This window comes from Campylobacter concisus (assembly GCF_902460575.1).
Classification (GTDB): Bacteria; Campylobacterota; Campylobacteria; order Campylobacterales; family Campylobacteraceae; genus Campylobacter_A; species Campylobacter_A concisus_AW.
This window is the reverse complement of the sequence record NZ_CABPUY010000003.1, coordinates 548,338-569,841: the sequence shown is the minus strand read 5'-3', so window position 1 is coordinate 569,841 and position 21,504 is coordinate 548,338. Positions and strand designations below refer to the sequence as shown.

15 protein-coding genes and 6 tRNA genes are annotated in these 21,504 nt (G+C 39.7%); 13 read left to right on the top strand and 8 right to left on the bottom strand.

The window, feature by feature from the left end:
- Positions 1 to 106 precede the first annotated feature (106 nt).
- The 5 genes from fliK (at position 107) to F3G76_RS09270 (ending at position 7,028) form a co-directional block, all read left to right on the top strand.
- Positions 107 to 1,507, top strand: coding sequence for a flagellar hook-length control protein FliK (gene fliK / locus F3G76_RS09290; protein WP_149706531.1), 1,401 nt, complete (start codon positions 107 to 109; stop codon positions 1,505 to 1,507).
- 8 nt (positions 1,508 to 1,515) lie between these two features.
- Positions 1,516 to 2,223, top strand: a complete 708-nt coding sequence (locus tag F3G76_RS09285) for a flagellar basal body rod modification protein (RefSeq protein ID WP_107945423.1) — start codon at positions 1,516 to 1,518, stop codon at positions 2,221 to 2,223.
- Between the two features lie 5 nt (positions 2,224 to 2,228).
- Positions 2,229 to 3,830, top strand: a complete 1,602-nt coding sequence (locus tag F3G76_RS09280; protein ID WP_149706530.1) for a flagellar hook-basal body complex protein — start codon at positions 2,229 to 2,231, stop codon at positions 3,828 to 3,830.
- A gap of 166 nt (positions 3,831 to 3,996) precedes the next feature.
- Positions 3,997 to 4,566 (top strand): hypothetical protein, encoded by a 570-nt coding sequence (locus F3G76_RS09275; protein WP_149706529.1) that lies wholly within the window; start codon positions 3,997 to 3,999, stop codon positions 4,564 to 4,566.
- A gap of 20 nt (positions 4,567 to 4,586) precedes the next feature.
- Entirely contained in the window at positions 4,587 to 7,028 is a 2,442-nt protein-coding gene (locus F3G76_RS09270) for a molybdopterin-dependent oxidoreductase (protein WP_149706528.1), read from the top strand.
- Between the two features lie 2,165 nt (positions 7,029 to 9,193).
- Here the strand turns inward: F3G76_RS09270 and F3G76_RS09265 are convergent.
- From F3G76_RS09265 to F3G76_RS09235, 7 genes are all read right to left on the bottom strand, one after another.
- Positions 9,194 to 9,278 (bottom strand) — tRNA-Leu (locus F3G76_RS09265).
- Between the two features lie 14 nt (positions 9,279 to 9,292).
- Positions 9,293 to 9,369, bottom strand: a tRNA-Arg gene (locus F3G76_RS09260).
- 15 nt (positions 9,370 to 9,384) lie between these two features.
- Positions 9,385 to 9,461: transfer RNA gene (locus F3G76_RS09255), tRNA-Arg, on the bottom strand.
- 6 nt (positions 9,462 to 9,467) lie between these two features.
- Positions 9,468 to 9,544, bottom strand: a tRNA-His gene (locus tag F3G76_RS09250).
- 9 nt (positions 9,545 to 9,553) lie between these two features.
- Positions 9,554 to 9,631, bottom strand: a tRNA-Pro gene (locus F3G76_RS09245).
- Between the two features lie 165 nt (positions 9,632 to 9,796).
- A complete protein-coding gene (locus F3G76_RS09240; RefSeq protein ID WP_021087022.1) occupies positions 9,797 to 10,267 on the bottom strand; it encodes a hypothetical protein in 471 nt (156 codons plus the stop codon).
- Between the two features lie 131 nt (positions 10,268 to 10,398).
- On the bottom strand, positions 10,399 to 10,851 hold the full coding sequence (locus F3G76_RS09235; protein WP_149706527.1) for a type II secretion system protein: 453 nt from the start codon (positions 10,849 to 10,851) through the stop codon (positions 10,399 to 10,401).
- A gap of 150 nt (positions 10,852 to 11,001) precedes the next feature.
- On the opposite strand from F3G76_RS09235, the gene F3G76_RS09230 reads away from it, so the two are divergent.
- Both F3G76_RS09230 and F3G76_RS09225 read left to right on the top strand, forming a co-directional pair.
- On the top strand, positions 11,002 to 11,865 hold the full coding sequence (locus tag F3G76_RS09230) for a cytochrome-c peroxidase (RefSeq protein WP_149706526.1): 864 nt from the start codon (positions 11,002 to 11,004) through the stop codon (positions 11,863 to 11,865).
- Positions 11,858 to 14,275: a bifunctional diguanylate cyclase/phosphodiesterase gene (locus F3G76_RS09225; RefSeq protein ID WP_149706525.1), complete on the top strand. Its 2,418-nt coding sequence runs from the start codon at positions 11,858 to 11,860 to the stop codon at positions 14,273 to 14,275. Before F3G76_RS09230 ends, F3G76_RS09225 begins: the two co-directional genes overlap by 8 nt.
- A gap of 175 nt (positions 14,276 to 14,450) precedes the next feature.
- Here F3G76_RS09225 and F3G76_RS09220 read toward each other — a convergent pair.
- Positions 14,451 to 14,525: transfer RNA gene (locus tag F3G76_RS09220), tRNA-Glu, on the bottom strand.
- Positions 14,526 to 14,590: 65 nt separating this feature from the next.
- Between F3G76_RS09220 and F3G76_RS09215 the strand changes: the two genes are divergently transcribed.
- The 6 genes from F3G76_RS09215 to F3G76_RS10940 all read left to right on the top strand — a co-directional run bounded on the left by F3G76_RS09215 (position 14,591) and on the right by F3G76_RS10940 (position 20,826).
- Positions 14,591 to 15,061: a hypothetical protein gene (locus tag F3G76_RS09215; RefSeq protein ID WP_149706524.1), complete on the top strand. Its 471-nt coding sequence runs from the start codon at positions 14,591 to 14,593 to the stop codon at positions 15,059 to 15,061.
- Positions 15,058 to 15,909 carry a deoxyribonuclease IV gene (gene nfo, locus F3G76_RS09210; protein ID WP_149706523.1) on the top strand — a complete coding sequence of 284 codons (852 nt, stop codon included), beginning with the start codon at positions 15,058 to 15,060 and terminating at the stop codon, positions 15,907 to 15,909. Before F3G76_RS09215 ends, nfo begins: the two co-directional genes overlap by 4 nt.
- Positions 15,906 to 17,138, top strand: a complete 1,233-nt coding sequence (locus F3G76_RS09205) for an OmpP1/FadL family transporter (protein ID WP_149706522.1) — start codon at positions 15,906 to 15,908, stop codon at positions 17,136 to 17,138. The genes nfo and F3G76_RS09205 overlap by 4 nt, the downstream gene beginning before the upstream one ends.
- Before the next feature lie 8 nt (positions 17,139 to 17,146).
- Positions 17,147 to 18,814, top strand: a complete 1,668-nt coding sequence (locus tag F3G76_RS09200) for a fatty acid--CoA ligase (RefSeq protein WP_149706521.1) — start codon at positions 17,147 to 17,149, stop codon at positions 18,812 to 18,814.
- Positions 18,814 to 20,547 (top strand): ATP-binding protein, encoded by a 1,734-nt coding sequence (locus F3G76_RS09195; protein ID WP_149706520.1) that lies wholly within the window; start codon positions 18,814 to 18,816, stop codon positions 20,545 to 20,547. The genes F3G76_RS09200 and F3G76_RS09195 overlap by 1 nt, the downstream gene beginning before the upstream one ends.
- A 147-nt stretch (positions 20,548 to 20,694) precedes the next feature.
- Positions 20,695 to 20,826, top strand: a complete 132-nt coding sequence (locus F3G76_RS10940; protein WP_258032465.1) for a hypothetical protein — start codon at positions 20,695 to 20,697, stop codon at positions 20,824 to 20,826.
- Positions 20,827 to 21,504: the final 678 nt, after the last annotated feature.

Sequence of the window (21,504 nt, the reverse complement as noted above, 5' to 3'; positions counted from 1 at the left end):
GCAGATTATAGCCAAATTTTTATAAATTTTAAGCTGATATCAAGAAATTAATTTTTGGAATAGATTTTGCATGTAGGCGTTAAGTTTTTAAATTTAAAGGGATTAAATGCAAGCTTACACAGCGAAAAATAACGTAGATTTGCTAGCTCCTGCGGCTACCAAAAAGCCTGCAGCTGCGAAGAAGTCTCAAAACAACGGCGAGTTTTTGTCGATGGTTTTGGATGCGGCTGCGAGCAAGGCAAATAGCGGTCAAAAGATCACCGAAAAGGATGTCAAAGAGATAGTAAAAACTGTTGATATCCAAAAAGAGACGATAGAGAAGGCGCAAAACGAAAGCGTGGCAAAAATTTCAGCCGCACTTGAAGAAAATTTGGACGAAGATACAAAAAATGAGCTCTATGAAAATGCAAATTTCATGCAGCTTTTACAAGTTTTAGAAATTCTAAATGGCAATGAAAAAGTAAGTAAATTTCCAAATTTCAGCGACAAAATAGCAAATTTCTTAAGTGTGCCCCAAAACGTCGAAGAGCTTAGCAACGTTAAAAGCGTTAGCGATCTTATCGACCTTGCTAAGAAATTTGACCTTGGCCTTGAAAATATAGAAATTTCAAATGAAGATGTGCCAAAACTAAACGATATGTTTAAGAATTTGGGCAAGCAGGAATTTTTCACGCCGATAAAGACTGAGGACAAGCCTTTTTACCTAAAAGAGCTAAAAAACGAGGTCGAGCAAACTATCATCAAAAACGAGCCAAAAGAGGTCGTAAAGCTTGATACTTTGCTAAAAGAGGTTGTGGCAAATCCAGTCAGCGAAGTTAAAAATTTAGTCAAAGAAGAGCCTAAAAAGCTAGATGATAGTGAAGTAAAGCTTGATGATGAGATAGTAGATGTTGAGCCAGAGGAGCAGCCAAAAGAGCCAAAAGTAAAGGTAAATTTACACGAGCAAAAGCCGCAAAAAGCCCCAACTCTTGAGTCGCTACTCTTTCCAGAAAGAGAGCAGATGAGCGAGGCTGAGCCAAGCGAGGAGACCTTTAGCAGTGATAATAAATCAGAGCTAAATCAAATGGTAAAAGATATCGCAAATAGCGCTAAACACCAGCTTCAAACAAAGGCGGAGATAAAAGAGACGCTTAGTAACTTCTCTTCTACGCTAAAAGAGCAGGTGCAAAACTACAAAGCGCCGATCACTCGCTTTAACATCACGCTTAACCCGCTAAATTTAGGCGAGGTCGAGATCACGATGGTTAATCGCGGCAATAATTTGCATGTAAATTTTAGCTCTACAACAGCTACGATGAACCTCTTTTTACAAAACCAAGCTGAGTTTAAAAACAGCCTTGTAAATATGGGATTTACCGAGCTTGAGATGAATTTCTCAGACCAAAACCAAAGACAAGAAAAAAGAGAACAAGCAAAGAATAAATATAGCTCAAATCAAAGCGATGAGAGCGAAAACGCCCAAGCGGAACAAAGCTTGCTTGAGCTAGTAATACCAAGATATATTTAGGAGAGATTATGGCTTCAGTTTCAGATATAACTACACAAACAACGCAGCAAAAAAACGCCGAGAAAAAGGCTAATTCTAGAATAGACGCGGCAAAAGGCACAGGTACAAACCCAAATTCACAGCTTGATAAAGATGCATTTATGAAGCTACTTTTAACAGAGCTTCAGCATCAAGACCCAACAAGCCCTATGGATACTGAAAAGATGCTCACGCAAACTAGCCAACTAGCATCAGTCGAGATGCAAGAGAACACAAACAAAGCGATGAAAGAGCTAGTAAGTCAGCTAAAGTCAAACGCAAATGCCTACGCTATCTCAGCCCTTGGCAAGATGGTTTCAACTGGCTCAAATGCAGTCACACTAACAGATGAGAAAAAAGATGCAAAATTTGCGCTTTACTTTAAAACAGATCTTGCAAATGGCAAAATCGAGGTCAAAAACGCAAATGGTCAAGTCGTAAGAACAACTGATCTAAACGAGACAAATGCAGGCGTTCATAACCTAGCTTGGGACGGCAAAGACGCATCTGGCAACCAAGTGCCAAATGGCTCATATACCATTTCGGCAACTTACACTGGCAAAGATGGCAAAGAGTATAAAACGCAAGTAGGCAACTACCCAGTCGAGGCGGTGAAATTTGTAGATGGCAAGGCTATGATGAAGGTTGCTGGCGAATACGTTTCTATGGATAAAGTATCTGAATATTACGAGGGCTAAAAGCCATGATGAGAGGTTTTTACAACGGGGTTAGCGGCATCAAGACGCAAAGCTTTGGCATGGATGTTTGGTCAAACAACATCTCAAACATAAACAATGTCGGTTTCAAAGCTTCAATCCCTGAGTTTAAAAATTTAATAAACCAAAACCTAGTCTCAGCAGGAAGTGGCCCAACTAGCGATCAAGTGGGACTTGGAGCTACCAAGCAAACGACTGCACTTGATATGTCAAATGGTAGCTTTCAAAGCACTGATAACAACTTTGACCTTGCCATAGGCGGAGATGGCTTCTTTGGCGTTGTCGATAAAACAGGCAAAAACTACTACACAAGAACAGGCACTTTTGACATAGATGCGGCTGGAAATTTAGTAGATACTAGGGGAAATTTACTCCTTGGCACGCTTGCAAATTTCACTCCAACCACGCCAAGTGCGAGCGCTCTTAAAAAATATGGTCAAACCTCAAGCGCCCCACAAGCTTACACGGTCTCGCAAGAGGAGCTGAGTCTTGGCGATCCTGGCTCGCAAAAGGGCATAACACTGCCTCATTTTTTATTTATGCCAGCTGAGGCTACTACAAACATCAGCCTAAAAGGCAACCTAAACTCAAGCCGCATAACAGATAAAAAAACGACAGCTCTTGAGGCTAGCGAATACGCCTACACGCTTGATAATACAAACAAGACGATCTCACTAAACGGACAGATCCCGCTAAGCACCACATCACTTGGCGCAAAAGCTGGTGACAGCGTGGTCGTAAAAGTAAAAGACGGAGATGGTAAATTTAGCGAGTTTTCAACCACACTTGAGGGTGACGGCACTTGGCAGATAAACGACAAGAGCCTTAAATTTATGGATTTTGCAAATTTAGAGGTAAATGCTGAAGTCACCTCGCTCGTTGAAGTGCCAAACAAAGAGAAATTAACCTCTGACATCTACAACGCAGACGGCACGAAGAGCTTGGTCACTATAAATTTAACCAAGCAGATCCCGCAAACTGGTGACCAGACTATCTGGGACGCGGTGGCAACGATAACTGATGCTAGCGGAGCCGTGCAAAATACAGCGATGGGCTCGCTTACATTTAATGGCAGTGGCAGGCTTGTGGCAAATACACTAACAAGCGTTGGCAGTGTAAATTTAAACTTCGAGGGCGACGGCGATGCGGACGTTTATAATGGCATGACAAGCTCAGCAAACGCTAGAAAAGACTTCAACATAAAAAGAGATGGCTACGCTGAGGGGCTTTTATCAAAATATAGCGTCGATGATCGTGGCAACATCATGGCAAATTTCGACAACACTCGTGCATTTCCAGTGGCAAAAGTAGCCCTTTATCACTTTATAAATGACCAAGGCGTGGCAAAGGTTGGCGACAATCTCTATGAAGCCACAGCCAACTCTGGCGAGCCATTTTTTTACAAAAATAAAGCTGGCGAGACCGTTTATGGAGCGCAAATTTTAGCAAACAAGCTTGAGATGAGTAACGTCGATCTTGGTCAAGCACTAAGCGAGGTGATCGTCACGCAAAAGGCCTACGAAGCGAGCGCAAAAAGTATCACGACAAGTGATGAGATGATACAAACTGCTATCCAGATGAAGAAATAATCCTTAAAGTAAATTTGGGCGAGCGATCGCCCTATTTTTATAACTTTAAATTTACTTTACCCCTTTAAAACCTCCTAAAATACTCACTTTTCTCTAAATATATCAATATAATTTTAAGCATGCTGGTTATAAAATTCATTTAATTTCTTTTTTTAAGGATTGTCAAATGAAAATGCTATTTTTAGCCCCAGTGCTAGCATGTAGTCTTGCCTTTGGTGCTGATGTGATCGCAAAAGATGCAAACATAACACTTGATGGCAAGATGATCGGTAAGATCGAGGTTTTAACGCCAGTTGAAGTCTTAGAAAAAGGCGATAAAACGAGTAAGATCAAGGTTAGTGGTGTAGTGTCGGCAAACTACTTGGCTCAGCTTCAAAGAAGCGTAGAAGATCCTGAAGTCTTTGTAGCTTTTGATGAAGAGAGCGAGGCAAATTTCAAAAAAGTAAAAGACCTTGAAGATGACTACGGAGAGGTTTGGTACCAAGCTGATGGCATTTATGAAGTGCCAAATGACGCACTTGGTGGCAACCAAAAAGAGCTTTACGCAAAGGCAAAGAAAATTTACGAAGAGACCTGCTCAGCATGTCACAGGCTGCATGAGCCAAACAGCTTTACAGCTGCTCAGTGGCCAGCAAATTTATCTGGTATGGTCGATGCGAAATTTGTTGCACTTGATGAAACTGATCTAAATTTAGTGCTTAAATACCTACAACACAATGCCAAAAAAGTAAAATAAATTTTCATAAGGGAGAAAATATGAAAAGGCGAGATTTTATAAAATTTTCTGCACTTGCTGCCACAGCAGCGCAGGCAAACAAGATAGAGGGTGTGACAAAGACCATCTTTGATCAAAGCAAGACCTTTGGCGCAAATAGATTTGGCCTATTTTGGGCAAATACCAACTCAAACCAAATCGTTTCCGTCGATCCATTTGAGGGCGATAAATTTCCAAATACCATGAACAACAGCTTGCCAGACCTCATCCAAAACGAGAGCCGCGTACTCTATCCATACGTGAGAAAGAGCTATTTAAAAGCAAAAGGCGCAGCAAAGAGCGAGCTTCGTGGCAAAGAGGAATTTGTGCGCGTTAGCTGGGAGACTGCCCTTGATCTAGCAGCAAAAGCCTTAAAAGAAAATTTTGACAAATATGGCCCTGAGAGCATCTACGGCGAGTGCTACTGGTGGGGCGGTAGCGGTAAGATCAGCTGGGGTAGGACTGTTGGTCACAGGATGCTAAAAGTGCTTGGCGGATACGTAGAAGAGAGCGGCGACTACTCAACGGGAGCTGGCCTTGTCATCATGCCTCACGTTTTAGGCAACAGCGCCGTTTATGATGCTCCGACAAAGTGGGAGGCTATCGCTAAAAACGCTAAAAATGTTGTGTTTTGGGGCACTGACCCACTTGTAACTGGTCAAATTTCATGGCAGCCACCAACACATGATGGCTATATTGGCATCAAAAAGATAAAAGAGGCAGGCATAAAAACTTATAGCGTTTGCGTCTTTAAAAACGACACCACAAGATACCTTGACTCTGAAGCTATCATCGTTCGTCCAAATACCGACGTAGCAATGATGCTTGGCATGTGCCACTATCTATATGAAAATAAGCTTTACGACGAAGAATTTATCAAAAAATACACAGTTGGCTTTAATAAATTTAAAGACTACCTACTTGGCACAACCGACAAGGTGGTAAAAGATATCAACTGGGCGAGCAAAATTTGCGGCGTAAAAGCCGAAGATATCGCTAAATTTGCAACAGCACTTGCAAAAGAGCCAAGCATCATCATCGCAGGCAGATCGCTTCAAAGACAAGATCACGGCGAGATGAGCTTTTGGGGCATAGTAACACTTAGTGCGATGCTAGGTCAGATAGGCAAAGAGGGTCTTGGATTTGAGTTTAACCTCAACTACGCAAATGGCGCTACAGACAAGATCGCTCCGTCGCTAAAAGGCATCAGCACCAGCATCAGCGAGAAATACGACAACGTAGATGGCGCTCCTTGGAAGAAATTTAAAAACGTCACCATCCCATCTTCAAGATCGATCGAGGCTTTGCAAAACCCTGGCAAAGAGATAGACTATGACGGCTCAAAGATCAAGCTACCACACATGAGAGTGGCTTACATGGCGTCTGGATCGATGTTTACAAGGCATCAAGACGTAAATAACGCTGTAAAAGCGTGGCGTAAATTTGACACCGTAATAACAGCTGAGCCATTTTGGACGAGCACAGCAAAACTAAGCGACATCGTCTTGCCAGTAGCCCTTGAAGTCGAGAGAAATGACATCAACCAAAGCGTGCCTACAAACGAGTACATCGTGGCTTACAAGCCTGTCGTAGAGCCTATGGGCGAGAGCAGGAGCGACTACTGGATCTGCTCACAAATCTGCAAACGCTGGGGCAGAGAAGAGGTCTTTACAGAGGGTAAAGATGAGCTTGGCTGGGCGAAAGAATTTTACGCAGACGCAGCCGAGCAAGCTAAGGGCATAAATGTCAAGATGCCAAGCTTTGATGAGTTTTGGAAAGAGGGATATGTTAGATTTGAGCAAGATGACGAAGCTAGCAGATACTACACAAGGCTTAGCGCATTTAGAGAAAATCCTCACAAAAACCGCCTAGGCACGCCATCTGGCAAAATAGAGCTCTACTCTCCAACTATCGCTAAATTTGGCTACAAAGACTTTGCGCCACACGTTGCTTGGATCGAGCCGTTTGAGTGGCTTGGCAGCGAAAAAGCCAAAAAGTATCCATTTAGCGTCACAACCCCGCACTCAAGATACCGCCTCCACTCACAGCTAAATAACTCAATAATCAGAAACTACGCTGAAGTATGCGCGCGCGAGCCAATGTTAATAAACGTAAATGACGCCAAAGCAAAAGGCATAGCAACTGGCGACGTGGTGAGAGTATTTAACGACAGGGGCGAAATTTTAGTCGGTGCGCTTGTCACTGACATCATCCCAGAGCACGTCATCGCCATCTGCGAGGGTGCGTGGTACGATCCTGAAGTGCTAGGCGAGAAGAGCCTTTGCAAGCATGGCTGCGTCAATGTCCTAACTCGCGACAAAGGCACATCTAGCATCGCTCAAAGCAACTGCGGACACACGATCCTTGCAAATTTGGAAAAATATAAAGGCGAGATCAAGCCGATCACTGCGTTTTCTAAACCAAAAATTTTACAATCTTTGTAGAATTTATATAAATTTAGCCCTCGCTTGGGGGCTAAATTTGATCATTTGCTGTTTTTAATCAAAATCATCTTGTGGCTTAAATTTGACCCATAGTTAGTCTAATCAACCTGCCCTAAGGCGCTAAATATCACTTACCTAAAATAACAACTGGCGCTAGAATTTATCTATGAAACCAAAACGATCGCTACTAAATTTACATTTTCGTAAATTTAGGCACGCTTTATCGCCTAGTTAAAAGATACGAAGCAAAGAAATTTCTATCTTTTCAAAAAAACAAAATGCTATCTAAAGGCGTTTTTAGATCAAGCTGATTGCTGAGTAAATTTCGAAGCAAGTGTAAATTTGACTAAAAATTTGCTAGTAAAATTTAGATTTATGTCTGAAGCGACTAAATTTCGTCGTAAATTTTCATGCTGCTAAGTTTTGTAGTCAAATTTAATAAGAGCACTACTCATAGCTAGCTCTATCGTCGCTAGTTCTCAAAATACTGCTACCAACACAAGACATCTATTTTAACAGCCCAAATTCACAATTCACCCTGTTTTTACTCTTTAAATTTAGCTCAAGATACAAATTTACTAGCAGAATTTGGCTCCAAAAATGTTTAAATTTAGGCGCAAATTTCTATTTATGGTCAAATTTAGCAAGCGCTTATCAACCGCAGCTATCCCCAATTATCACGAGCCATTAGAACATCGCTAGAACATAAACTATAAAAAAGCATCTTTTCTGGTAGCTCAAATTTAGCGCTTTCGTTGCAAATTTGGTCTCTTTTTTAAGTATCGTAGCTTCAAAAATTTAAGCCATAGCAAACAAATTTAGCCATAAATTTCTATCTTATTTGGGTTTGCAGTTAAATTGAGGCATATCAAATATAACCAACTTTACTATTAAATCGATAGGCTTCTACTATTATACGACCTACAAAAGCCGCCTTTACTCAATAAATTTACTACAGGCACTACAATTATTTGAAATCACAACATCTAAATTTTTAAATTTAAACCCAAAATAACTAAATTTAGCCCCTAGAATTTTAAAATTTGCGCTCAAATTTAGCAGTAGAGCCTCGGCTGCAACCAAACTATCGCGGTTGTTATTACACCGCACTAGATTATGCTTGCCAATAGTTCAAATTTGATTTTAAATTTGGCATTTTTACGCCTTAAATATTAAAGGCTTAAACCAAAAATGGCTAAATTTAGAGGTTATTTTATCTTATTGGGATTTATAGTTGCGCCTCCCAACATAAGCTATCCCACCCAAAGGCATTACTGCAGTTGCCACAACATTTTCGCATATATTCACACAACGTTCATGCGGGTCTTACAGTCCAATGACAACTTTCTCGCCTAGTAGTAAATTTAACTTTGATATGAAATTACTAGAAAAGATAAAAATTGCCAAATTTAGCCATAAATTTTTCTTATCAAGATTTGCATTTGTGCCCTATATAAGTCATCTCGTGCCCATTGTCGTGCTACACTCTTACGATAGATAATGCCTACTTAATGGCTCATATCAATCATACTGCCATATAAATTTTGTTTTAAATATCAAAGACACTGGATTAATAAATAAATTTACCGCTTTCATAGCCATTTTCACATTTTACGGCGCAGGACAAAATGGCTCTTTAAGATGACATATTTGCTTTACTAGCATCACTAAACTCGCAAATAGCACCATTACAGGCGCTAAAAAGCCATTTAAAACAAGATATTTGCTTTGATTTATCCCACAAAAAACACAAATAGCGCTGCTACCAAAAAAACAAACCATCTATCCAGTCACCATTTTACAAGCCAACCATCACATTTATATCAACAGATCTTTCTATCCCGCACTGATCGATCTTGTTTAACCCAAAAGTGCGTTATCAAACTCGTCAAAAATGGCTCAAAATAGCTCATCAAGCCCGACCTTCGCGCGTTTCCAAATAGCACGGAAATGGTAGTCTAAACACTACCCACACTTGCCCTATGCTTCTTATTATCTCTTTATTTCTAATGGTGCAAATTTAAGAATTTGATCTATAAATTTTATAAATTTAATGCGGATCATTTGATAAATGAAAATTTCTACTAAATTTTGAATAAGAAAATTTGATAAATTCAAATGAAAATCGAGTTTCTGAAAGTTTTAAAATGGAGTTTAAAAAAAGATGGTGCGGATGAGAGGACTTGAACCTCCACGCCGTGGGGCACCAGATCCTAAGTCTGGCGTGTCTGCCAATTTCACCACATCCGCACAACAATAATAAGTGGTACGCCCATCAGGATTCGAACCTGAGGCCTACGGCTTAGAAGGCCGTTGCTCTATCCAGCTGAGCTATGAGCGCATAAAGTCTTTCAAGTGGCGCGCCCGATAGGAGTCGAACCCATAACCTACAGATCCGAAGTCTGTCGCTCTATCCAATTGAGCTACGAGCGCCCAAAATGGGGTGAGTGATGGGAATCGAACCCACGACCCTCAGGACCACAATCTGATGCTCTAACCGACTGAGCTACACTCACCATTTAACATGGTCGGGGTGAAAGGATTCGAACCTTCGGCCCTCTGGTCCCAAACCAGATGCGCTAACCAGACTGCGCTACACCCCGCCTGAGTCGTGTTTGTAAGTTTATGCCACTACCTCATTAAAAAGTCGCATTGTATCTAAAAATGTTATTGTTGTCAAGAAAAAATTAGTTTTGGACTTTATTTTTATAAATTTTCAAGAATTAAGTGTAAATTTCAGACTTTAAAGCTTTTTGAAAAATATCTAGCTAAAAGACAATGCGAGCAGCACTAAAGCTGATATGAGCTGGCAATGCTCCTTGTGCTGGCTTTATCATGGTCTGACTAAAGCGCTTAAATTCTGGAGCTTCCCAAAGCTTTTTACATAAGCCTTGCTCGCTGATATCTACTCCCAAGCAGCTTTGGTCTGCAACAAAGAATTTTAATGAAATACACCTTTCATTTTTGGCAAAAAAGCCAAGATCACCAGAGCTATCCACAACCCCAGCATTTGTCATCTCTTTAAATTTAACTTTATTGTTTGTAGTATCAAGGGCTAGTTTGCCTTGTGATATATAGTAGGCATTTATCTCTTCTATAGCAGTTCTAATCTCCGCCATAGTCTTTACTAAGACCGCATCATCTCTTGTAGCGCTGATCCTTGGGATAGCGACCGCGGCTAATACTCCAATGACAACTATAATGAGAATTAGTTCGATCATAGTAAAAGCTTTTTTCATTACTTCATCCTTGAATTTGAAGTTGCGAGATTATAGCTAGAATTTTTATAAATGAAAAATAAATTTTTAAGAAAAGTTTAAAGAGAGATGGCAAGGAATTTCTCCTTGCCAAAAAAGCTAACGAGCTTAAATTATTCGTATTTTACGCCCATGCCACCAAATTTAAGTGTATTTGTTGTTTTATTATTGCTGGTGCTTACAATTAATTTTTTTATATTTTGTAATCCCGGCAAATCCCATACTTGCTTACATAAGCCAGTTATACCGGGGGTTGCAGTGATCTCATCCGTATTTGTTGTACCTATTGCACCTATTGTTAAACATGCATCGGCTTTGGCTTTAACTGGGTTTGAAACGTTTGTCATAGCTGATATGTCAGTTGGCGTACCAGTTGTTACAGTAAATTTACCTTGCGATGTATAGTATGAGCCTAGATCAGAAACAAGCGTTTGAATGTTTGTAGCAACTTTAGCTATCTCTGCATCGTCCCTTGTTGCAGCTAGTCTTGGTATAGCGACTGCGGCTAATATGCCTAAAATAACGATCACGAAGATCAACTCGATCATTGTAAAACCTTTTTTCATGGTTCCTCCTTGAAATTTGTATAATTTTTCGCGGATTATACAACATTTTTTTCAAAAGGCAAATAAAAACTAAATTTTTTACAATTTAGCCGATTTGGTAGTTATGAAAAAGAATTCCGCTATAATGACGCTCAAGAATATGGAGATTTTATGAAAAAAGTTTTATTTTGGATGGTAGTATCTTTTTGTATTTTGAGCGCAAATTCATCATTTGAGCCAGTGCTTTCATCAAAATATGACGAAAAACAAGCCTACATCGGCAAAAAGCTCTTTTTTGACAAAAGACTAAGCACCACCGAAAACTACTCATGCGAAACTTGCCACAACTTATACTGGAATTTAAGCGGTACAAACTCATCTTACACCAGCCAAAAGGGCGTCATAAACCCACCTAGCGTGCTAAATTCGGCTTTAAATTTTCTATTTTTTACTGATGGCAGAGTAAGAAGCTTAAAAGATCAGGTAAAAGAGTCGATAAATTCTAGAAATGAGCTAAATTCAAACAAAGATGAGATAGTAAAAAAAGTAAAAAGCATAGGCGAGTATGGGATTTTGTTTAATGATGCATATAGTGATGGTATAAACTATGAAAATATAGTAGGTGCTTTGGCAGAATTTGAAAAGGCTATTTTAAGTATAGATTCGCCATTTGATGAGTATCTAGCTGGCAATGACGACTCCATAAACGCTGAGGCAAAAAAGGGCTTTGAGCTCTTTAATAAAGTAGGCTGTGTGGCATGCCATAATGGTAGAAATTTAGGTGGGAATTTGATGCAAAACGTGGGCTTAAAGGATGCTAGTGAGAGCAGGCGCCTTATGCGTGTGCCTTCGCTTAGAAATGTAACAAGAACAGCTCCATATCTAATCAGTGGCGAAATGAGCGATCTAAAAGAGGTCATAGGCTTTGTGAGCTATCATCAGCTGATCCACACACTAAGTAGCGAAGAGCTGGAGCAAATTTATAAATTTTTGCTAACACTAAATGGACGCAGACCTAGGATACTAAATGAATAAAAGACAAGCAAATATCATCTTAATCGTCCTAGCGATCGTCTTTTTCTTTAGCTCAGCTTACATCTATATGGCAAATAAAGCAGTTACTGCTGTTAGTAAATTTAACGATACGATCTTAAGTCTTATCTTACTAGATAATGAGCTAAGCTTCACCCTAGAGAACAACGTACTTCGCTTAAACTACGACGATGTAAATAAAAATTTAAGAAGTTTTGATCAAAATTTAACCAAGCTTGATGAGCTAAATGCCATCATACAGGTCTTTTACCAAGAGAAAAATGCCAAAACTTTAAAGCTCATAAACGACGACTTTTTAAAAAAACAAAGGCTTGTAGATAGGTCAAACTACGCTAGCTCGTCAATGGCTGCTTATATCTTATCAGGTGAGTTTGAAATAGCATCAGAGAAGAAGCTAGATGCGCTTAATGTGATATTTCACGCGATAAAAAGCTCAGCCATAATTAGCCCCGAAACGCTAAATCAAACAAAAGAGCAGATACTAAAGTATAAAGATATCTACAAAAATGACGCAAAAGCGATCTTGGTGCTAAATAAGGCAACTTACGCTCTTGAATTTGCAAAAAACCTAAGCGCCATAGCTAAAGACTCTGTTGATCTAAAACTTGGACAAGAGCTAAGAAAATTTAGAGATGATACCCTAGCCTCTTACAGCATAATGATACGAAATATAGTGATAATGCAAGTGCTTTGTCTTATCAGCTTCGTGCTATTTTGCGCACTGACCTTTTACCAAGCAAGGGTACTAACTAAACAGCTAAAGCAGATAAAACTACTAAAAACGACAGTGGATGCAGGACACAGCTCGATAGTCTTTTGCGACAATGACAATAAAATTTTATATGTAAATAAAACCTTTGAGTCAAAAACTGGCTATAAACTAAAAGATGTTGTCGGCAAAAGTCCTAAAATTTTAAAATCAAACATGCACCCAGAGAGCTTTTACGCTGAGATAAGAAATGCTATAAATAAGCACATCTCATGGGAGAGCGACGAGCTCATAAGCAGGACAAAAAGTGGCAAGCTGCTTTATGAGAAGGTGCGTTTTGCGCCATTTTTCTTTGAGGGTAAGCTAGAGGGCTACATGGCTATAAAGCTTGATAGGACAAAAGAGCTTAGCATGCTTAAAGAGCTAACTCAAAAAAATGAGCAGATAAAAATTCAATCCTCAATCGACAAGCTAACTGGCTTTGGCAACTACTTCGCTTTGACTGAGATGATAGAGGCGAAAAAAGATGGAATTTTGATCAGCATAAGCATCAAAAACTATAAGATGCTAAGATTTTTCTACCAAAACAAGGTCATCGAAGCCATGCTAAAAGCGGTGGCAAATACGCTAAAACTCTGCGTTGATACCTACTCTATAAATGCTGAGCTATTTAGGTTTCAAGATGATGCGTTTTACATCTGGTATCAAGGTGATGACATCGTTAGAGATATCGGCTTTATAAAAGAGTATTTTAACTTTAGCAGGATGAATATCGAGATAGACGGTAAATTTGAAAACCTACCTGGCATCAAGATAACTCTTGGCGTCTCTTTGTCAAATGACACACCGCAAACAAACCGCCTAATGCAGTCAATCCTAGCCAATCAACAAGCAAGCGATAGCGGCAACGAGATCTACTACTACCTAGAAAACGATGCGATCGAGATGAGATACTATAAAAACCAACTCATAACCGAACTCATCGAATACGCCCTAGAAAACGACAAGGTGATAGTTGAGTGTCAGGGAATTTTTAACGTGCATAAAAATGAGACAGAGGCAAAATACTACGAAGTTTTGGTGCGTATAGTCGATCAAAACGGCAAGATCCGCTACCCAGGCGAGTTTTTAGAGATCGCGATGAAAACGCAACTTTATCTTCAGATAACAAAAAAAGTGATCGCCCTAGCCTTTGATCTAGTTAAAAAATATCCAGACTATACATTTTCTATCAACCTTTCAAGCTCGGATCTAACTGATCCTGGTGTGAGAGAAATTTTAGACGAAAAGCTAGAGAGCTGCCCAGATCCAAGTAGAGTTTGCTTTGAGATGCTAGAGAGCGAAGAGCTTAGCGACTACGGCATGGCAAATGAATTTATAAAAAGAGCTAAGAAATATGGATGTAAAATCTCAATCGATGACTTTGGCTCTGGCTACTCTAACTACTACCGAATTTTAGAGCTTGATATCGATAACATCAAGATAGATGGCTCGATCATCAAAAAGCTACCAACTGATGAAAACGCAAGGGTTTTGGTTGAGACTATCGTGAGCTTTGCTAGAAGACAAGGCTATAAGATAGTGGCTGAGTTTGTGAGCAATGAAGAAATTTTAGAATATATAAAGAAATTTGGAATTTCGTATGCACAGGGATTTTTACTAGGCAAGCCACATCAGATGTAAATTTAACTGCTTTTTGCTTTTATACTCGCGCGAAACCTCTTTTTTAAATTTTGCTAGACGTGAAATTTGATCTCTTTTTACAAAACGAAAATTTAAGAATTTATTTTTAGAAAGCTTGAAATTTGGATTAACTAGATTTTAAAGCTTATGTGGATAAGATTTTGTCTTTTAGAAGTGGTGACCCATACGAGACTCGAACTCGTGTTACCGCCGTGAAAGGGCGATGTCCTAACCGCTAGACGAATGGGCCACGGTCGGTTATGAAGTTGGGATTATATTACTTTTTAACTTAAATTTACATAAAAGGACAAATCGTTGAAGAAATTTCCACTTGTTTTATTATCTGCTCTCATTTTTTCAGGCTGTGTTGCGACTAAAACACCGCAAAGCTCACAAGCCTTTCAGGTCACTTTATTTTCTCCGATGATAAAGATAAATGATGTTGGATTTTTTCACATTTATAAAAATGATCTAAATTTACAAATTTATAGCTCTGGCATAAATACCGCAAATATCAATATAAAGGACAAAATTTGCGTAAATAGCGCTTGTTTTAAAAAGACTGAATTTAACGAGAAATTTTTTCTAGCGCCGCATTATGAGAGCCTTTTTGAAGAGATTTTACAAAGGCAAAAAATTTATGATGGCAAAGGTCTAAGCACCACAGAGTGCGGCTTTAGACAAGATCTAAGTTCTTATTTTATAAAATACGAAGTTTGCGATAACTACGTCAAATTTATCGATAGTAAAAATAAAATAAAAGTGATAATAAAAGAGTTAAAATGAGATACATTGGAGCTCACGTAAGTGCGGCTGGAGGCGTCTTTAACGCACCGATAAATGCTGCAAAAATAGGAGCAAATGCCTTTGCGCTTTTTACAAAAAACCAGCGCCAGTGGAGCGCAAAAGAGCTAAGCGAGGGCGAAATAGAGCAGTTTAAAGCAAATTTAAAAGCCTCTGGCATAAGCGCTGATCACGTCTTGCCACACGCAAGCTACCTCATAAATTTAGGCCATCCAGAAAAAGAGGCAAGAGCTAAATCCCTTGAAGCCTTTATAGACGAGATAGAGCGAGCTAGCAAGCTTGGGCTAAAGCTTTTAAATTTTCACCCAGGCTCACACCTAAAGCAAATAAGCCAAAATGAGTGCCTAGACAACATCGCTAGATGCATAAACGAAGCGCTAAAACGCACGAGTGGCGTAAAACTAGTCATTGAAAACACAGCCGCACAAGGCTCAAATTTAGGCTTTGATTTTGCACAGCTGGCATATTTGATCGAGCGAGCAGACGATGAGAGCAGAGTTGGCGTTTGCATCGATACTTGCCACGCATTTGCCGCTGGGTACGATCTAAGAAGCAAAGAGGCTTACGCTAAGACGATGGGCGAATTTGATGCGATCATCGGCTATAAATTTCTATCTGGCATGCACCTAAATGACGCTAAATTTGGACTTGGCTCAAAAAAAGACAGACACGAGAGCCTTGGCAAGGGCGAGCTTGGGCTTGGCGCTTTTGAAAATATAATAAATGATGATAAAATAGGCGAAATTCCCTTGATTTTAGAGACGATTGACGAGAGTATTTGGGAAGATGAGATCAAAATTTTAAGAAACCTAGAAAAGGAAAAGCTATGAAAAGAGTGCTTTTAAGCATTGTTGCGACGTGTTCTTTATTAAATGCTGGGGGTTATAAGGTCCCTGAGCAAAGTGCTGATTCTTTAGGGCTTGCTGCTAGTAACGTAGCCTTTAGTTTTGGGGCTGATGCGGCTTATTTTAACCCTGCAAATATGATGTTTTTAGACGGGCTTCACCATTTTGAAAGCACGCTTGGTTGGTTTCATATAAATTCCATCGACTTTAAAAGCGATGGTGGCAAGAGCTACAGCTCAGAGAAATTTGACTCACTAGCTGGCACATTTAGCTTTGTAACGCCAGAAATTTATGAAAACTGGAGATTTGGACTAGCTCTTGCTGTGCCCGCTGCTGTTGGCATCTCGTGGGAGGATCCAGAGACTGCTTTTACTGGCAAGAGGTTTAAACTACAAGTTGTCGAGCTAAATCCAACCGTGGCTTACCGCATAAATGACAAACTTGCCATTGCTCTGGGAGCTAGAGGCGTTTATAGCAAGGGCAAGATAGCAAGTGACTTTGGACGTTTTGGCTACAGAGAGATACAAGGCGATGGGATAAACTACGGCTACAACGTAGCTCTTACATATAGACCTATCGAGGATCTAAGCTTTGCGGTGACTTACCGCTCGAAGGTAAATTTAGAGCTTAAAGGTAGTGCTGACGCTGATTTTAACGGACAGCTCGCACCTATAAGTTATCATGGCAAGACAAAAGTTGAGATCCCTTTGCCTGCTCAGCTAGTGCTTGCAACTGGATATAAATTTAGCGACTTTACCCTTTTGCTAGCTTTCGAGAGGACTTACTGGTCTAAATTTAAAGATTATGACTTTGAATATGACGACAAGACGGCTATTCATTCACACCACCCTGCTTTTAAAATGTTTATGGACGATCCAGTCGTTAAAAACGCAAAGGATACAAACACATATAGGATAGGTCTTGCTTACGATGTAAATGAGAAGCTTAGGCTAATGGCTGGCTTTTCATACGATGAGGATATCACTAGCAACGAACACACTGGCCTAGAGCTTCCAAACACCACCTCTCAGGCATATTCGTTTGGGGCAAACTATAAATTTACGCCAAATTTAGAGCTAGGACTAGGCTATCTCTATCAGCACCGAGACAAAAAACGTGCGACAGATATAAAAACTGGCACCGGCTCAATGTCTGGCGAATTTGACGCAAGTAGCGTCCAGATAGCTGCAATGACATTTAAATACTCTTTCTAGGGCTAAAAATGCAATACTCTTATAATAATTTTTATGAAATTTTGACCAAAGTAGCAAAGCAGAGTCCAAACCAGATAGCGATCTTTGATGAAAAAGAGAAGCTAAAATACCACGAGCTAAAGCAAAACGTCGATAAAGTGGCGGCTTACTTGCAGCTTTGTGGAGTAAATTTTGGCGACAAAGTGGCTATGGCGGTGGCAAATTCGAAAGAATTTATCATCTCGTACCTTGCTATCACCGCTATCGGCGCGGTCGCAGTGCCGATGAATACCTTTTTAAAGACAAATGAGTTTGAGTATATCTTAAACGACTGCGGCGCAAGGGTGCTCTTTGCCTCTAGCTCGCTTGCAAAGGAGCTAATCGCACTTAGTGAGCTTGAAATTTTAAGAAAGATCATCTGGATCGGTCAAACGCCAAAAAAACTTCAAAGTGCCTCAAAAGACGACTATGTAAGCGTTGATGAGGAGTATGGCGAGAGTGCATATCTATCTTCAACTCCACAAATTTCAAAAGAGGATATGAGCAAGGGCTATGAAAATAACGGCGTTGTAAAAAATATAAATTTCAGCGAAGCGCTAAATCACAAATACACCCTAAGCATCACAAAATACCCTAAAATAGACGATCTCATGCACATCATCTACACCTCAGGCACTACAGGCAAGCCAAAGGGTGCTATGATAAGCTATAAAAATATCTTCTCAAATGTCATCGGCGCTCATGAGCGTTTCAAGGTTAAAAAAAGCGATAGATTTATCGTATTTTTGCCGATGTTTCATAGCTTCACGCTCACAGCAATGGTGCTTTTACCGATATATGCAGGCGCTTCGATGGTGCTTGTAAGATCGGTCTTTCCATTTTCAAATGTGCTAAAACAGACGCTGCTTAAAAGAGTTACTGTATTTTTGGGTATCCCAGCCATATATACAGCCATCGGCAAGGCAAAAATTCCTTGGTATTTTAGATGGTTTAACCGCATAAGGCTATTTGTAAGTGGCGCTGCTCCGCTTGCTAAGCAAACGATTGATGATTTTAGAGTGAAATTCCCACGTGCAACGCTAGTTGAAGGATACGGCCTTAGTGAATGCTCGCCAGTCGTAGCGGCAAATTTATTTGATAAGCAAAAGCTTCTAAGCGTGGGTCCTGCGCTAAATGGCTATGAGGTCAAGATCGTAGATGATGAGATGATGGAGCTACCAGTCGGGCAGATCGGCGAGATCATCGTAAAAGGTGACTGCGTCATGCAAGGCTACTACGGCATGCCAGGCGTGACTGATGAGACCATCATAAATGGCTGGCTAAAGACTGGAGACCTTGGTAAGATCGATGAAGAGGGCTTTATCTACATCGTTGATCGCAAAAAAGACCTCATCATATCAAAGGGCATAAACATCTATCCACGCGAGATCGAAGAGGTCATCTATAAGCTTGAAGCCGTCGAAGCTGCAGCAGTCATCGGCGTAAAAGACGTGCATGCAGATGAAGAGGTCGTGGCCTTTGTGCAGGTAAAAGAGGGTATGGATCTGGACGAAAAGACGGTTAGAGAGCATCTAAAGAAAAATTTAGCAAATTTCAAAATTCCAAAAAGCATCTACTTTGCCGAGGAGCTGCCTAGAAATGCCACTGGCAAGGTGCTAAAACGCGTGCTAAAAGAGCAGATAAAGGATAAAATTTAGTGAAGTATTTGCTTGATTTTCTAAACCAAGACCTCAAAAAAAGTAAAATTTACGAGCTTATAAAGTGTGGCGATGAAGAGGGAGAAATTTTAAAATATCTAAGCAAAGCCTACGTGCAAGGAACGGCTAGCATGAGCGTTTATGAGCTACTTGGAGCTGTTTTTGGCACGCAAAATGAAAAGCAGCTTTTGTATCTAAAATTTATAAAAAATTTGCTAGATAGTGGCTGGATAGTGCAAAACTACGGCCTCTTTAAAATGCCAGAGAACTCGCAAAAAAGCTCAAACCAAGGGCTACTTTCGCTACTTCACTCTGAAATTTCACTCTCAAGCACGTTTTTAAAGATACTTGAAGATGGCAACGCTGATATAAATTTACCAGAACTTGCGCCTTATGAAGATCATTTGGAGTATTTAAAAGATCAGTTTTTAAAGATAGAGCTTTACTCTAAGGCTGCGATATTTGAAGGTGGCTCAAATGACGCTAAAAAGCGCATAAATGAGCAAATTTCTGAGCTTACAAAGCGCATAAACGAGCGAGTAAAACTAAGCAAGATCAGCCTAAAAATAGAGCAAATTTTTAAAGAAAATTCGCTTGATGAAAAAGAGCAGATCATATTTTTAGCCCTTTTAAAAGAGGAGTATGCGGGCGACTTTGAAAACGGTCGCGATCTAAACACGCTAATTGGGCTAATAAGCAAAGATGAGCTTGAACGCATCAAAAATCGCACTCTTTTAGAGGACGGCTCAAGGCTCATAGAGGGCGCACTTATCGACTACGACGAGGTTTTAAACGCTTATGGAAATGTGAGCAAGAGCTTTTTTATAAACGAAGAGATTTTGCAAAGCATAATGCACCCAAAAAATGACAAAAACAGCAAGAAAATCAAGATCGAAAGCCTAGTAAAAGAGCAAGAAATTTTTGAGCTAATAGAGCCAGTAACGAGCCTAGAAGACGTCGTGCTAAACGAAAAGACAAAGCAGCTCTTAAGCACGATACTAAAGCAAGTCGATAAAAAAGTGCTAGCTAGACTTAGCAGCTGGGGCATAAAAACTAGGAAAAATATAGACGCTAAGATCATCTTTTACGGCGAGCCTGGCACTGGTAAGACCATGAGTGCGGTTGGGCTTGCAAAGAGCCTAAAGAAGCAAATTTTAAGCTTTGACTGCTCAAAAATTTTAAGCAAATATGTCGGCGAGAGCGAGCAAAATGTAAGGAAAATTTTTGATACTTACAAAGAAATTTGCAAAAAAAGTGGCAGCGAGCCGGTGCTCTTGCTAAACGAAGCCGATCAATTTTTAAGCACGAGAGTGGAGAGCTCTAGCGGGGCTGAAAAGATGCATAATCAAATGCAAAATATCTTTTTAGAGCAGATCGAGCGCTTTGAGGGCGTGCTGATCGCTACGACAAATTTCTTACAAAGCCTTGACGTGGCGTTTTCAAGGAGGTTTGACTACAAGATCGAGTTTAAAAAGCCTGATTATAACGGCAGACTTGCCATTTGGCGTAAAATTTTGCCTGAAAATGCGAGCTTTGAAGATGGCTTTAGCGTAGAAAGGCTGGCTGAGTTTAACCTAAGTGGCGCGCAGATCGTCCTTGCGCTAAAAAATACCGCTTTAAAAGTCGCCATAAAAGATGATGGGATTTTTACCTTTGAGGACTTTAAAACGACGATAGAGCGCGAGCTAAACTCAAGCTTTGGCGAGGATAAAAAGATGGGATTTGGCTCTTAAGCATTATCTTATTTTATAAATTTGACTTTGCGCCGTAAAAAACCACTGACGCTTATAAGAAATTTGCTTCACTCAATAAAATTTGGAAGAGTTTTGCCACTAAAATCATGAAAAGCGCGAGTTAAATTTAAACTTTGGCGATAAAAAATGCAGATAAGTGCCGAGAGTGTTAAATTTTGTTTTTATACGGAGCATGCCCCTAAAAGCAACATGGAAAGTGAGCTAAATTTGAGCTTTGATGAGAATGAAAAGATAAATTTTGCTCTTAGATTTTTCTAAAGTATCTTGCAGGCTTTACACTACCACAAAGACAAAATACGGATATCAATTTTGCTTTTATCTATTAAATTTAAAAGAAGCCTGCCACTAAAATTTATAGAAAAGGCGAAGCGAATTCGATCTTTGACAAAGTAAAAAGAGGTTTTTCTCTTACGCTTTTTTAAATATACGCTTTACTTCACAAGGCAAAGTCTAAAAATATCGGTGCTTGCCAAACTAAATGTGGAATTTTTTACAATTAAATTTTAGCAAAAGCTACGATAGGATAGACACTCGCCCATAGGCTTTTTGTATAAATTTAACTCACTTGCCTTAAATTTACTACCGCGTCCTTTTGCAAACAATCATTTTTCAAAAATCCTAAATTTTGAAATTTATCCACTATGCCTTAAACATCAAGCGTGCAAAGCGCATATCTCTAGTTGCGTATGTTTTTGCATTAAATTTTGCTTTTATATATGCAAATTTGCACAAACCACGAGTAAGATAAATCCCGCTCACAACCACCTAATGTAAATTTAACTCACCGCTTCAAATTTACTATCGTGTAAAAAATCTCAAGAATTTTAAATTTCCCTGCCGTTTGTAGTGTGTGTGATTTGCTGTTTTGCAAATATCTTTCATTATGCTTTATCCTTTTGCCTAACACAAAAATTTAACCCCAAAAACCCAGTAAAT